General features: G+C 68.9%; 12 protein-coding genes and 1 pseudogene. 5 read left to right on the forward strand and 8 right to left on the reverse strand.

Features of this window, described 5'->3' with window-relative positions; translation table 11 throughout:
• Positions 1 to 40 precede the first annotated feature (40 nt).
• The 4 genes from AB0J68_RS12885 to AB0J68_RS12900 all read right to left on the reverse strand — a co-directional run bounded on the left by AB0J68_RS12885 (position 41) and on the right by AB0J68_RS12900 (position 3,133).
• Complete coding sequence (locus AB0J68_RS12885) at positions 41 to 571, reverse strand: tyrosine-type recombinase/integrase (RefSeq protein WP_354855680.1); 531 nt, start codon at positions 569 to 571, stop codon at positions 41 to 43.
• 470 nt (positions 572 to 1,041) lie between these two features.
• A complete protein-coding gene (locus AB0J68_RS12890; RefSeq protein ID WP_355065888.1) occupies positions 1,042 to 1,491 on the reverse strand; it encodes a hypothetical protein in 450 nt (149 codons plus the stop codon).
• Between the two features lie 344 nt (positions 1,492 to 1,835).
• On the reverse strand, positions 1,836 to 2,240 hold the full coding sequence (locus AB0J68_RS12895) for a cupin domain-containing protein (RefSeq protein WP_363938363.1): 405 nt from the start codon (positions 2,238 to 2,240) through the stop codon (positions 1,836 to 1,838).
• Positions 2,240 to 3,133 carry a helix-turn-helix transcriptional regulator gene (locus AB0J68_RS12900; RefSeq protein WP_363938365.1) on the reverse strand — a complete coding sequence of 298 codons (894 nt, stop codon included), beginning with the start codon at positions 3,131 to 3,133 and terminating at the stop codon, positions 2,240 to 2,242. The genes AB0J68_RS12895 and AB0J68_RS12900 overlap by 1 nt, the downstream gene beginning before the upstream one ends.
• Before the next feature lie 148 nt (positions 3,134 to 3,281).
• Between AB0J68_RS12900 and AB0J68_RS12905 the strand changes: the two genes are divergently transcribed.
• The 4 genes and pseudogenes from AB0J68_RS12905 (at position 3,282) to AB0J68_RS12920 (ending at position 5,515) form a co-directional block, all read left to right on the forward strand.
• Positions 3,282 to 4,301, forward strand: a complete 1,020-nt coding sequence (locus AB0J68_RS12905) for a zinc-dependent alcohol dehydrogenase family protein (protein WP_363938368.1) — start codon at positions 3,282 to 3,284, stop codon at positions 4,299 to 4,301.
• A gap of 31 nt (positions 4,302 to 4,332) precedes the next feature.
• Complete coding sequence (locus AB0J68_RS12910) at positions 4,333 to 4,875, forward strand: cyclophilin-like fold protein (RefSeq protein ID WP_363938370.1); 543 nt, start codon at positions 4,333 to 4,335, stop codon at positions 4,873 to 4,875.
• Between the two features lie 30 nt (positions 4,876 to 4,905).
• Positions 4,906 to 5,076: pseudogene (locus tag AB0J68_RS12915) on the forward strand (SDR family NAD(P)-dependent oxidoreductase); the annotation flags it as partial.
• 46 nt (positions 5,077 to 5,122) lie between these two features.
• Positions 5,123 to 5,515, forward strand: a complete 393-nt coding sequence (locus tag AB0J68_RS12920) for an integrase core domain-containing protein (RefSeq protein WP_363938373.1) — start codon at positions 5,123 to 5,125, stop codon at positions 5,513 to 5,515.
• 466 nt (positions 5,516 to 5,981) lie between these two features.
• On the opposite strand, the gene AB0J68_RS12925 is transcribed toward AB0J68_RS12920, so the two are convergent.
• The 4 genes from AB0J68_RS12925 to AB0J68_RS12940 form a co-directional block, all read right to left on the reverse strand.
• Positions 5,982 to 6,371, reverse strand: coding sequence for an OsmC family protein (locus AB0J68_RS12925; protein WP_354855674.1), 390 nt, complete (start codon positions 6,369 to 6,371; stop codon positions 5,982 to 5,984).
• Between the two features lie 301 nt (positions 6,372 to 6,672).
• The gene (locus tag AB0J68_RS12930) at positions 6,673 to 8,652 is read right to left on the reverse strand and encodes a pre-toxin TG domain-containing protein (protein WP_363938375.1); all 1,980 of its coding nucleotides are present in this window, start codon (positions 8,650 to 8,652) and stop codon (positions 6,673 to 6,675) included.
• 4 nt (positions 8,653 to 8,656) lie between these two features.
• Positions 8,657 to 12,199: an RICIN domain-containing protein gene (locus AB0J68_RS12935; RefSeq protein ID WP_363938382.1), complete on the reverse strand. Its 3,543-nt coding sequence runs from the start codon at positions 12,197 to 12,199 to the stop codon at positions 8,657 to 8,659.
• Between the two features lie 107 nt (positions 12,200 to 12,306).
• Positions 12,307 to 12,945, reverse strand: coding sequence for a hypothetical protein (locus AB0J68_RS12940; protein ID WP_363938378.1), 639 nt, complete (start codon positions 12,943 to 12,945; stop codon positions 12,307 to 12,309).
• Between the two features lie 285 nt (positions 12,946 to 13,230).
• On the opposite strand from AB0J68_RS12940, the gene AB0J68_RS12945 reads away from it, so the two are divergent.
• Positions 13,231 to 13,626 (forward strand): hypothetical protein, encoded by a 396-nt coding sequence (locus AB0J68_RS12945; RefSeq protein ID WP_354855670.1) that lies wholly within the window; start codon positions 13,231 to 13,233, stop codon positions 13,624 to 13,626.
• Positions 13,627 to 13,891 lie beyond the last annotated feature (265 nt).

Here is a 13,891-nt window from a genome sequence, read left to right on the forward strand (position 1 = left end):
GCCCCCGGTGAAGCCGTCGGCCTGAGCCCGTCGGGGGGGGTCAGCCGGTGGGCCCGATCCGCTTGGCCAGGTCCACGAAGGACCGCCAGGACGCGGCGTCGACGTCGAACGCGAGCAACGGCAGGTCATCCTCGGTGGCGGCTTCGGCTTTGGCGCGTTTGACGTCGAGTTCGGCGATGACCGAGGTGTAGACGTCGGTCATGGCGGCGGCGAAGGAGTGGTCGAGGAGTTCCTGGATGTCTTTGAGGTCGGCGCCGGCGGCTTTGAGGTAGGTGGCGGCGCAGTGCCGCAGGTCGTGGGCGCGCAGGATGACGCGGGTGATGCTGGCTCTGGCCATGATCCGGTTGCCGGACTCGGACTTGACCTTTTTGATCACGGGTGTGTAGCCCTGGGTGGCCATCTGTTGGGTGACGCTGATCAGGGAGTTGTCGAGGTCGACGGCGGTGTCGGTGAGTCCGACGGCCTCGCCGCGGCGCAGGCTGCGGTGAAGGATGAGCGCGAACAGTGGGTAGAGGGCGATGTCGTGCTCCTCGGCGTGGTCGAGGAACGCGCCGCCTGTTGCGGGGTCCACACCATGACCGGTCGCTCGGAAGCCAAACACCGCAGCCTTCGACGTCCGCACCTGCCGCGAACCGAGCGCTACGCATTGTCGCCGCCGGGCTCGTTAATGCCTGCTCACAGTGTCACGCCCCGGTTGAGACTGTCAGGATCGTGTTTAAGAGGCCGGTTCGCGGAGGCAAGGAGAAGTCCCCGGGCGGGCGAGGGTCGCAACAGGAAGAACTAGGCCGTAAGAGCGGGGGCTGGCACAATATGAGCACGGCCCGGAGGGATGTAACCCCGGTACTCAGACGATGCCCCGTCTGATCAGCGGAAACTATGTTCCGCCTCGCCCCGCAGGCGTCCATGACTCGCACTCCGGGCCGCGCCGAACCAGGATATGTCGGCAAGACAGCGCGCGCGGCGGGCGGAGCTTGCCGAGGCGAAATGATGACAGCCTGATCCGCAAGATCCGGAACATGTGCGGAATGACCGAGCGGCCCGTCAGCGACTCACTGCACATACACCGTGGTAGAAGAAGGGCGTGCGTGCTGAGGCTACTGCCTTTGAAAACCGTGTGTCGCGGCGGCAAGTCAGCCGAGACCGAGCGAGTGCCACGAACCCGCGCACCGACCGGTCCCAGCCGGGTACTTCGGCATCGAAGTCCGAGCTGCGGGCGTCGGTGAGGACGTCGAGGGCGAGGTCGGGTAGCTGGTCGCCGAGCCTGTACGCCAGCCCCACCGCCGCCGTGACCCGGACGACCGCAGCGTTCGCGGACAGCAGCTCGCGGAGGCGGGCGTCGACCCGCTCCGAGCCGACCGGGCAGTGGGCGAGGGTCAGGTTGGCGCTGGCCCGGGTGGCGGCGCGGGCCGCGTCATCCGGGACCGCCATGAGCCCGGCCAGCGCTGCCTCGTCGGGCGCGAACCAGGCGAGTAGTTCGGCGGCGTACCCCACCAGCTGCGGGTCCGGATCGGTGAGCCAGCGGACGTACCGGTCGGTGTGCCGGGCTCCAGCATCGAAGGCGTTGGCCTCCCACGGGTGTGACCCCTTCGGGTCGATGGGCGTGAGCAGGGCGGCCAGTTCGGCACGCTGTGCGGGTCGTAGAGGATTGTTCGGCCGGTGTACCGGAGTCGTCCCTGCTGGTCGCAGCGACCCAGCAGGAGGGTCTCGGGGTCGTCGATGCTGGGGGTGACGCCGCCGATGATGGCTTCGGTGGTGCGGTAGGCCTGCTGGCGAAGAGACGGTATTCGAGACCTGCAGTATTCGCGCTGCCGGCGTCTTGATGGGGAGAGGTGCCGTTAGCGACGGGCTGCGGCGTATTCGGCGTCGGTGACGGGTTCGAGCCAGTGGACGGCGTCGTGCTGGTTGTCGGCTTCGTTTATGGCGAGGTGAACCATGAGCCGGTCGGGTGCGGCGCCGTGCCAGTGTTCCTCGTCGGCTTCGAACAGGACGCGGTCGCCGGGGCGGATGACTTCGACGGGCCCGCCGCGGCGCTGGCACAGGCCGATGCCCTCGGTGACGAAGACGGTCTGGCTCAGGGGGTGGCGGTGCCAGTGGGTTCGGGCGCCGGGCATGAAGTGAACCAGGTTCGCGGTGACCCGCGACGGCGGGGGTGCGGCGGCGACGGCGTCGATGTACACGTCGCCGGTGAACCAGTCGCTGGGTCCCTTGGCGGTGGTGATGGAGCTGCGGGTGATCTGCATCAGGTTCCTTCCGAATCGCGGACTGCGGCGGTGGCAGTGGTGGCGGTGGCCGCCCAGGAGGCGAGTAGGCGCAGGCGTTCGGCGGACGGCGAGCCGGGTTCGGCCGTGTACACGAGCAGGACCAGGCCTGGTTCGGCGGTGATCGCGAGTTCCTCGTAGGCGAGGGTGAGTTCGCCGACGACGGGGTGGTGGAATCGCTTCGTGCCGGTGCCGTGGGTGCGTACGTTGTGGTCGGCCCAGAGCCGGCGGAAGTCCTCACTGCGGGTGGAGAGCTCGCCGACGAGGTCCTGCAGTCCGCGGTCGTGCGGGTCGTGGCCGGCCTCGGCGCGCATGACGCCGACGCACATCTCGGCGAAGCGGTCCCAGTCGGGGTAGAAGTCGCGCGCTGCCGGGTCGAGGAACTGGAACCGGGCCAGGTTGGGCAGGCATCCCCCGTCGCCGATCACGGGTGCGTAGAACGCGCGGCCGAGCGCGTTGGTGGCGAGCAGGTTCTGCTGCGGATCGCGGACGAAAGCGACGCCGTCAGTGATGGCCTCCATCGCCCAGCGCAGGCTGAGGCGCGCGGCGGCCTTGTTGGCCGTGCGGCGGCGGGGCCGCCCCGAGGTCGGGATGCCGTCCGCGGCGCGGGCCAGGTCGTACAGGTGGGCACGCTCGGTCTCGTCGAGCTGCAACGCTCGGGCCAGTGCCTCCAGCACGCCGGACGACGCGCCAGCAATCTGGCCGCGTTCGAGCCGGGCATAACACTCGACGCTGAGCCCGGCGATGGCGGCGACCTCGCTGCGCCGCAGCCCGGGAACGCGGCGGCTGCGGGTCGGCGGCAGGCCGACCTGCTCGGGCGTCAGCCGGGCCCGGCGCGTGGTCAGGAAGTCGCGCACCTCCGAACGGTTGTCCATGCGTCGAGCGTAGGCCGCGCGACGCCGGGTAGGGGTGCCCTGTCAGTACACCCATCACCAGGGACTTCTCCCCGCTCGGGCGGGCACGTTGACTGGGTGCCGTGGCCCTGAAGGGCCGTCGGAATCCAAGCGAACGGAGCGCACCAGGATGCGTCAGGTTGTCATGTACAAGCCCGGGGACGTGCGGGTCGAACAGCGCCCGGACCCGACGATCATCGAGCCGACCGATGCGATCATCCGGCTGGCCGCGACCTGTATCTGCGGTAGCGACCTGTGGCCGTACCGCGGCGCCGAACCGGTGAACCACCAGGTGATGGGTCACGAGTACGTCGGCGTCGTCGCGGCGGTCGGGTCCGAGGTGCGCACCGTGGAGGTCGGTGACTTCGTCGTCGGCTCGTTCTGGGCGTCCGACAACACGTGCGAGATCTGCCAGGCCGGCTACCAGGCGTACTGCGTGCACCGCGTCCTGATGGGCACCATCGGCACCCAGGCGGAGCTGGCCCGCATCCCGCTCGCCGACGGCACCCTCGTCGCCACTCCCGGGCGGCCCGACCCGGAGCTGATCCCGTCGCTGATGGCGGCCTCCGACGTCCTCGGCACCGGCTGGTTCGCGGCGGTCGCCGCCGAAGCCGGACCCGGTAAGACCGTCGCGGTCGTCGGGGACGGCGCGGTCGGCCTGCTCGGCATCCTGGCCGCCCGGCAGCTCGGCGCGGAGCGCATCATCGCGTTCAGCCGCCACCCCGACCGGCAGGCTCTCGCCCGGGAGTTCGGCGCCACCGACATCGTCACCGAACGCGGCGACGCCGGCGTCAAGAGAGTCAAGGAGCTGACCGGCGGCCTGGGCGCCCACAGCGTCATCGAGGCCGTCGGCACCCAGGAGGCCATGATGCAGGCCATCCACTGCACCCGCCCCGGCGGCCACGTCGGCTTCGTCGGGGTATCCCACGACGTCGCCATCCCCGGCGACGAGCTGTTCATGTCCGGCGTGCACATCCACGGCGGACCCGCCCCGGTCCGGCGGTTCCTCCCCGAACTGATCCGGCTGATCTGGGACCGCACCATCGACCCGGGCAAGGTCTTCGACCTCACCCTGCCGCTCGACCGGGCCGCCGAGGGCTACCAGGCCATGGATCAGCGCACCGCCACCAAGGTCCTGCTCACGCTGTGATGCCGTGCCGGACCCGACACTGGAAGATGCCATGCCAGCCACACGCACGGCCGTCGGCGTAGCGCTGTCGGCGCTTTTCGGCCTGAGCCTCGCCGGCTGCGGCAGCGACGGTCAGTCCGGCGACACCGGCGAACGACCGTCCGCCACCTCGCCCAGCAGCGCCGGCCGGACCACGGCACCACCGAGCGGCACCACCGCGCCCCGGGGAGAACAGATGAAGATCCAGATCACCATCAACGACCAGCGCTTCCAGGCCACGATCTTCGACAGCGCCGCCGGCCGTGACCTGCTTGCCCAACTGCCGCTGACCGTCAACATGATCGACCACGGCGCGGTGGAGAAGACTGGCCCACTGCCCGCACCCCTGTCCCTGGACGGCCAGCCGGACGGCGCGGACCCCGACGTCGGCGATGTCGGCTACTACGCGCCCGGCAACGACCTCGTCCTCTACTACGGCGACCAGTCGTACTACCCCGGCATCGTGATCATCGGCCGCCTCGACGGAGACGCCGCCAGCCGCATCGCCGACCTCGACGGCGCCGTCACCGCGACCGTCAGGCCCTTCGCCGCCTGAAGAACACCGAGCGTGCCACCGGGAGACACCATGAACCCCACCTACGACTTCACCGGCCAGGTAGCCCTGGTCACCGGCGCCAGCTCCGGCATGGGGCTCGCCACCGCGCAGGCGTTCGCCCACGCGGGAGCCGCAGTCGTCCTGGCCGACATCAACGACGCGGCCCTGCAGACCGCCACCGCCCAATTGCGGGCGGGCGGGCACGAGGCCCGCGGACTGGGCTACCCAGCAGGCCCGCAACCTGGTGATGAACCTCGGCGAGCGTGTGACACGGTTCCGGTTTCTGGTGCGCGACCGCGACGCCAAGTTCACCGCATCCTTCGACGCCGTGTTCGCCGCCGAAGGCATCGACGTGGTGAAGACTCCGCCACGCACACCCCGGGCGAACGCGTTCGCGGAACGCTTCGTGCGCAGCGTCCGGACCGAGTGCACCGACCGGATGTTGATCTACAACGAACAGCACGCCCGCACGGTGCTCCGTGACTATGAGGACCACTTCGACTGGCACCGGCCACACCAGGGCCTGGAGCAGCATCCACCCGACTACGACCCCGGCGGCGCGGTCGTCGCGATCGACAAGCCGATCCGCCGGCGCCGCATCCTTGGTGGCCTCATCAACGAGTATCACAGGGCCGCTTGATCCGCTCACAAATCCGCAGCTCATAGCCTGCAACACAATTTTTGGCACGGTACAGGGCACCACCGTGTTCGCCGGATCACCGCGGTGGGCCCGGACCGGACCCTTTCGTACGTGGGTCAGATGAGCCTGGTCTGCTTCGCTGTTAGCGCCTGGTGGAGCGGGTCGCCGCGCATGACGTGGATGGTGCCAGGGTCGACGATCGGTGACGGTGCACCGTATGCAGCGCCGAGGGGGTGCCCTCGGCGGCGAGCTGGGCTACCAGCTCGTCCGCGGCCGCGCCTGGTCCGCTCGACCTGGTCCGGGTGGCAGAAGATGTGCGTCAGGAAGTAGTCGATGTGGGGGTGCGGGTGGAACGCGGTCAGCGCCGGGACCCGGATGCCGAGGAGGCGCCCACCCATGCCCCTTTTAGCCTCTCCTCGCGCGATGCCCGGCGTGACCGCTGGTGATGTGAGAGTCGAGAGGCGTGTCAGCTTCTTTGTACCGTGGTCCCGGCTCGAATCGCCCGCGGTATCTCGGCGACATCGTCGACACGATCCAGCAGCGTGGCAAGTTCGTCGCCGGACGCGGGTGAGCTCAACTCGACCTGGTAGGTGATGCCGCTCGATATCCACGTCTGCGTGTCGAAACCTCCCTCGGCCGATACACGTACCCCGTCGATCCGGATGCCGAGTTCGCCTGCCTCCCGATATATGTCATTCAGGACGCAGCCAGCCGCGGCGAGGTGCAACAGGTGTGCCCCGGTGAAGTCCGCCTCGACCGTGACGCCCTCAGGTGTCCAGCGGTGAGGGAACCCGATCGCACCACCGTCATCTGATCTGAACGAGCCGGCGCCGACCACGACCGCGAATCGCTCCACCGGTTGCCCCTGTCCGTTTTGCCTCACCCGACCGGCTCATTGTCGCCCGTCACCAGCATCACCACCAGATACCGAGACATCCGCTTCTGCCGCGATCCGGCGTGAGCGCGACCACCCCAGCGGTGACGGATTGTAGTCGGCAGGGCGGTCCGTCATGCGACATGGGAAGGTGCTCGACAGACGTCGTCGCCCCTTCTGGAGCGTCGACCTCTGTACGCTCCAGCCGTACCTGCTTGTGCATTTGGACCCGTACGCCGACAGGACTGGTTGGCTGCCGGATGGGGCCTGTTCGGTGGGGCTGCTACTTCGGCTGGCCGGTGGCGGGCACCGGGACGGCCTGGCCGGGCACGCCGCGGGGGAGCAGGGGAGCCGGGCCCAGCAGGTGCTCCGGCGGCACGTGGATGCGCAGGCTGTTGGACAGGTCGACCAGCTCCTTCTGCGTCACATTCATTCCGAGCACCTCGAAGTTGTAGCCCAGTCCCGTGAGCTGCTCCTGCATGTTCCCCACCGGCACATCCCTGGGAAGTACACCGAAGAGCTTTGTGTCCTTCGGGGAGACCCGCACCGGCAGGAACTCCTCACCGACCTGGACCACTGCCGCGGTACCGTCCTCATTGGCCGCCAGCCGCTCGATGTCGCGGCGGACCTGCCCGCCCTCCTCGCTCAGCACGACCTCACGCTCGATCCTGTCCAGGGCCGCGTCGACCTCGTCGGCCCTGGTGGGGAACTTTTCGCCGCGCAGCCGGGCCCGGTTGTTGCGGGCGCGCAGCACGTCACGGGCGTACGCGCGCAGCTCGGCGCGCTCAGCCTGGGACAGGGAACTGATGCCGCCGGAGGCGATTTTCAACTCCCGGGCGGCGTGCCTGCCTGCCTTGGCCTCGAAGATGGCGACGATGATCAGCTCACCGTTCTGCCGGTGGGCCAGGATGCCGTCGGTGAGCTGGCGTCCCGACGCGTCGCGGATCATGTGGCCCGGGATGAACTCCAGCGTCTGGGGCGCGGGGATGTGGATGCCCAGGGCACGCGCCCCGGCGGGATCACGCAGCCACGCCGCGATCCGCGCCTCCAGGAACTCCTCCAGCAGCTGCCCCTTCATCAGGTTAATGTTCGGGCCCTTCTCAACGACCCGCATCAGCGCCAGATGGTCCAGCTCGCTGAGCACTGCCGTGCCGCTGACGAGCTTCTTCAGCGAGTCGGCGACGTACGTGGCGATGGGCATGCCCCGCGGGCTGCCCCGCTTGACGCCCATCCTCTCCAGCGCGGTGACGGCCCTCGCCGCCAGCGCCGAATCGACCTTCTTTCCCGCCGCGATCAGGGTCCGGGCCTCGGAGATGGCGAGGCGCCCAGTGACGTCCTCGCTGACCTTCTCACCCGCAGCCAGGGCGAGGCTCCACCGTGCGGCGCCGAGCCCGTACAGCCGCTCCATCCGCGCTGCGGTGTAGAGCGCCCGACCGCCCTTGACGAACCGGGAGGCGAACGGCAGCAGCACGCCCGCGGCGATGATGCACCGGTCGACCTCGGTCAGCTCGTAGCCGAAGATGTCGTACCCGAAGGCCGCCTCGAAGATCGCAACCGCGGTGCCGACGACCGGGATGAGGGCGATGCCGAACTCGACGACCTCCAGCACCGCCGGACGGTGTTCGACGGGCAGCGGGAAGGAATTGGTGTCGGTGGGCTGCTGCTGGGCTATCCGCAGCGTGACCAGCAGATCCTGGCGCTGTGCCAGCATCCGGCTCATACCCTCGGCCGCGGGCAGGGTGAGAAAGTCGTCGTCGCCCTGGTGCGCCATCACCCACGCGGCCAGGGTCGCCGCAATGGCGTCGAGGGCGTCGGGAACAGAAGGCGTGGGAGGCACCGGAGATCCTGGCACCGCCGATGCCCGGTCGTGTTCCTGTACCAGCAGTACGCGCTTGCGGGTGCGATCGACGACCAGGTGCGTGGGCATGGTGGCGCGTTCGCGCAGCATCCGCATCAGCGCCAGGTATTCGTTGTTCTTGGCGGTGAAGGCCTCCGGGGTCAGCTCACGGCGGCGCAGCGGGGCTGCCGCCTGCCGCCGCGCGGTGACCTTCCACAGCTCCGGGCCGGAGAGACCGCCCTCCTTGCGATGCTCGTATGCGGCAAGGGAGTCAGGCCGCCGAGCGAGATCCTCGGCCATGATGGCGACCCCGCCGCGCAGCACGGCCAGCTCGAAGGCGCTCGCCCTGCCGCCGGTCATGCCGGCCTCGAACTCGACACGAGCCGAGGTCAGCATTCGCCGGTAGGGGCCCAGGTCGATGGCCATCGAGTCAGGCTGGGTAGACGGGGAGTTCGGGGCCTTCCTGCAACCACACCAGCGTGGTCGGCACGGTGAACTCCCACGGGCTGCCCTCGGGCAACGCGCCGGCCAGGTCGTCGGTCTGCGCCCGCACCTCGTCGGCGACCGACTTGTACAGCGGGTCGTCGATGGTTGGCGGCTCGCCGCCGAGCCAGACCCGGTCGGCCAGACGAGGGCTCCTGCGGGCCAGGAAGTACGCGACCGCCAGGTTGTATGCGGGCGACACCGGGACCACCACCCTGGCCGCGCCTGCCTGCTTGAACTGGGCGAACAACGGGTCGATGTCGGAGCGGTTGCTGGCCTCGGTCCACTTGGTCTTGCGGCCCCAGAAGTACGGATAGAACAGGTAGGTCATCTGCGGCCAGTCGAAGGCCTGTTCGAAGAACTGGATGACCGGGCCCTCTGCCATCGCCTCGTACACGTCGACCTCGGGCAGCTTCGCCGGGGCGTCCGCCGGGTCCGTCATCGCGTTGTAGTCGCCGAGGTGACTGCCGGTCATCATGGTGACACACAGCTTCTTTAGCTCGGTGCGCTCGATCTCCCGATTGGTGGCCGGGTTGCGGCCCTGGATCACCACGGCCCCCTCCGGCGCGCCGGCCTGGGCCACCTTCTGGTCGTACGCCGTCTTCATGGCCAGGTAGGCTGTGCTGATCTTCTCGAAGGTTTTGTTCTGCCAGTCCTGCAGGTGCGCGTCGTTCCGGTAGCAGTTGATGCCGACGTTGACCGAGTACGCGTTGATGTCGTACCCGATGCAGCTGACCGCCATGGGCCCTGTCGGGTTGTCGAAGGTCTCCGAGGACTGCGCCCACCCCAGGGTGTGCACTCCGCCCTGCTTGACCGCGGTGCTGGCGATGAGTTCGGCGGCGTCGTCACCGATTTGGATCGAGAACCGTGGCCCGCCGACCACGTAGATCAGCGACACGTTGGCGATGTAGTAGATCATGGTGTAGCCGTCCGGCACGACCAGGTCCTTGAGCATCTTCGATACGGTCTTGCCGTTGTCGACGCCACTCTGCTCGAACGACGTCGCCGCGTACGTCCATTCCAGCGGCGGCGTGGTGATTCCCTGGGCGTTGTAGCGGCTGGCGAACGTCTGGTAGTTCGACTCGTCGAGGTCGGCGGCGGTCAGCGGCTGGTTCTTAGCGTTGACGAGCGGTATCGGCGGCTCAGCGCCCACCACGGTCTTCGGCCGCAGCTGCGAGGCGAGCCAATAGGCCGCCGGCTGCGGCACGATGAACTCCAGCATCAGCCGCCGGCCGTAGTTGTAGACCTGTGCCCGGTAGCGCTTGTCTACCCAGCGGTAGACGCCGGTGATGTGCGCGGCGCCCTGGGCGTTGTCGACGCCGTGGGTATTGGTCTCCTCGACCTCGTGGAAGGTCTTGGTGGTGCGCTCGGTCTTCACCTTCTTCTGAATCTTTGTGACGGAGCGGTCGACCACATCGCGGGCGAAGTTCGAGCTGCTTCTGGTCGACTCCTGCTTGGATGTCGCGTAGGCGAAGTCGCCGTGCGCGGTGGTGACGACCGGCCCGAAGGCGGCGGTCACCGTCACTCCGGCCTGCACGCTCATGTCCTCCTTGACGGTCCGGTCCGCCTCCTTCTTCAGCTCGAACCGGTCGGTGGACTGCTGGTCACGCTCGGTCTCGTTCACCTCCTCCGACGACTCGAAGTAAGTGGTCTCGACCCGGTCCAGCATGCGGTGCACCCGCTCGCGGTGCTCGCCCTTGAGCACGTTCTCTATGTGTGCAACTTCTCCCGGGGCGTACCCGAGCAGGGTCTGCTTGACCACCTTCAGGTCGCCGACGCCCAGGGGCCGGATCCGGCCGCTGACATCCACGTCGGGGCTGGTGCCCGGGTCGGGGTCGGCATCGAAGATCGGCGGGAGGTCCAGGCCCGGCGCGATGGTGCCCACGTCGTGCAGATCGAGCGTGCCCGACAGCGCCCGGAACTCGTGCCGCAGCGCCGGGTCGTCACGCAGAGCGTCCACCCTCCGCAGCAGCGTGGTCAGGTGCGTTTGAGCGGTCGCGGTCGCCGTCGGAACCGCGGTGGCCTCCCCGATCCGTAGACGGGCCGCGACGCTCCGCGCTTCCTCGGGCAGGTTGCCATCGAATATCCGGGCCATACTCGCCACGCGTCCCAGCGTGATCCGGTTGCGGAACACGTCGCCGTGCTGGGTTGGCTCCTCCGACAGCACCCGCTCGCGGATCGGCGCGGCGTTCGCCCGTACGGCGTCCAGCAGTGTGCGGGTCGCCGCGACCTCCCGCAGAAGCGCGCGGACCGGCTCGTCGGACACCTCGGCGTGCCCTGCCACCGAGGCGGAGCCGCGCCAGCGTGTGGTCTCGGGCGCCTCGACGACCGCGAGCTCCGCGGGCACAACCGGGGTGGCGCCCAGCGCGGTCACCGCGTCGGCGGCGGTGGTTGCCGCGTCGGCGCGCCACAGTGCGGCGAAGTGCAGTGCCCGCAGCGCGGCCGTCGGCGTCTCCAGGTCGGGTCCGGCCGCCGGGCCCTGACGATACGCCCGGTACAGCGCGTCCCAAGCCGTCCCGGCCAGCTCGGCGGCATCGCGGTCGGCCAAGGCGCGCACGTCACGCAGTTCCGCGTCCGCGTCGCCCAGCGGGTCGCCGCCGGGCTGCGCGCCGAAGTGGTCGGCCAGCGCGCGGGCCGCTTCGGCCAGCGCGGCCAGCCGCGGGTCCGGGTGCCGCGTGGACTCGCCATCATCGTTCCCGGCGAGCGACCCGCCGCCGGGGGCTCTGCGCTGGTCGGTGATCAGGCCGAGGGCCGCCTCACGTTGCCCGACCAGTTGCGGCGGACGTACAGCGACGAACTTGAAGGCATCGACGGTCTGACTGTCTGGCATAAGTCTGTTGTAGGACGTCGCGACGCGTGCGCACAGTGTCTGTCGGATAGCGGCCTCGCCGAGCCGACAACGGGCGAGGTCACCAGCGACGTGGACGGCACTGCCTGTCGTGCTCGACGGCCTTTCGCGATGATACTGACCGACCTGCTCGGAACGGCTCAGGTGCCAGGAATGACGCGCCGCCGCTGGTTGGCGAGGCTCAGGTCGGACCACTGCGTGACGGGTACTCCATCGGCGGTGGACCGATCGGACACCTCGAGGACCTTGTCGGCCGCAGTGGCCGCCGTGCAGGGCGAAGGCGCCGAAGCCGGCCCAGGCGAGCCGCCACTGCTGGTTCGCTGCGCCGAGCCAGTCCCACTGCGTCACCCGGGCGCCGTCGGCGGTGGAGACGCCACTGACGTCGACCACCTTGTCGGTGGGGTCCGCTTTTGTGCGGAAGCGGCCGCCGCCCGAGTCGATGAAGCGCCACCGGTGGTGGGCGGTCCCGGTCGGAGGCCACCGGGTGAGCTGCGCGCCGTTGGCCGAGGACATGTCCTGGATGGCGACCACCTTGTCGGTGTGGGTGATCTGGAGGCTGTGCCCGTCGGGGATCGGCCGCCAGTTGTGGTCGGTCCTGCTGTTGGCGAACTGCACCGCCTGTGCGGAGTCGGCGGTCGGCATCCTGTCCACGCCCAGTACCTGGGCCGTAATTATGTTGCGGACGCGAACCGACCCGTTCCCGTTGTCGACATTCTGCCGGGTGATCAGTTCGGGGTAGTCGTGGGCGGTCAGTCCGACGGTGTAGGCGAACGGGGCGGTGGTGTCGGGTCGTCGTCGTTGGGCGGGGACGCGTGACGGCCTGCCGGTGGTGTCGATGATCTGTTCTTGGCATTGGAGGAGGGCGTTCCGGTGTGCCGGGACAGGGCCGCGGTGACGTCGTCGCGGGCGTCCTCGGGGGCGATACCGGCCAGGTTGGCCAGGGCGGCGGTCATGCCCAGGTGGTCGCGGACCTTGACGAAACCGAGCAGTTCGCGCAACTGCGGCGCCCACACGGTTTTGCCGGCGGCGAGGTCGGCGTTGAGGTCGATCGCCGCGGCCACGATCGGCTTGGGGACGCCGAGTTGGCGGGCGAGGTCCCAGTCGGTGGTGACGTGCAGGTGGACGGTGAACCGGGAGGCCAGGGCCTCGGTGAGGACCGCGCCGTGCACGCCCGGGTTGTGGCCGGCGACGATGTAGAACCCGTCGACGGCCTGCACGGTCTCGTTGCCGTTGCCGTTGCCGTTGCCGTTGCCGTTGCCGTTGTCGTTGCCGTTGCCGTTGCCGTTGCCGTTGGCGGGGATGGTGATAACGGCGCGGCCGTCCATGGCCGGGTACAGCACGGCCAGGACGCGGAGCGGGATGAGGGTGGCGTCGTCGACCAGTAGCACCCGCCCCTCCCGCATGGCGTGACCAGGCCGATGCACATGAGGCTGCCAAGCGGACTCACCGGCGGTTCCTCGACGACAGCGGGACGGAGAATCGGCAAGCAGGCACGAACATGATCGTGCCACGCACATGCTGAGTGACTAACTGAGTGACGACGGGTGCGAGCAGGTCCGGACGTCCGTGGACAACGATGGGCTACTTCACCAGGGCAGGCAACGGAGGGGGACAGGTGGTGCCGCCGTGGTCGTTCCTTCGGGACGAAGAACCGGTGCCGGTATCCTCTGGCCGTGCAGGGAGAGTTTCGCCTTCGGCAGGTGGTTGGCCAGATTGGGCATGCGGCGGATGTGGCTGTCGCGGTCGAGCCGGCAGACCGTGACGAGGTAGACGTCTCCCCGGATGCCTTTGCCTGGTTGCGGGATGTCTATGGGCCGCGAGCTGTGATTGATCGGCCGGTCAATGATCGATTGGTGGCTGAGGCGGTCGAGGGCGCGTGGTATGCGCTCGCCCGCTTGGGGCGACCCGGCGGCTACAAGGTCACGGTGACGAGGATTGTGGATATGCCTGTGGACACGGCTGACGGTGACGTGAAGGTCGCGGCTGCCCATGCGGTGTGCCTCGCGCTGGGTGTGAGGCTCGAGCCACCGCCGCGTCTCACGACGAACGGCGTGGTCTTTCCCGCATAGCGCGGGGCTCTGCACGGGGTGCCGGATGCGTGCCGCAGGTCGGGTGACTAACCGGGTGACGCTCGGGATGGACGCCAGCGGACAAGCAGGGACATTGATGGACCGTTCTAGCAGGCCAACACCACTGGAACGGCAGGTCAGCGGCCTGTGTTGGTTGCCTGGGGGTCAAGGGGTCGTCGGTTCGAATCCGGCCGTCCCGACAGAGAAAAAGCCCTGACCAGCGGAAACGCTGGTCAGGGCTTTAAGTTTGTCCATGGGATTTTGA

The sequence above is a fragment of the Micromonospora sp. NPDC049580 genome (genome assembly GCF_040675595.1).
Taxonomy (GTDB): Bacteria; Actinomycetota; Actinomycetes; order Mycobacteriales; family Micromonosporaceae; genus Micromonospora.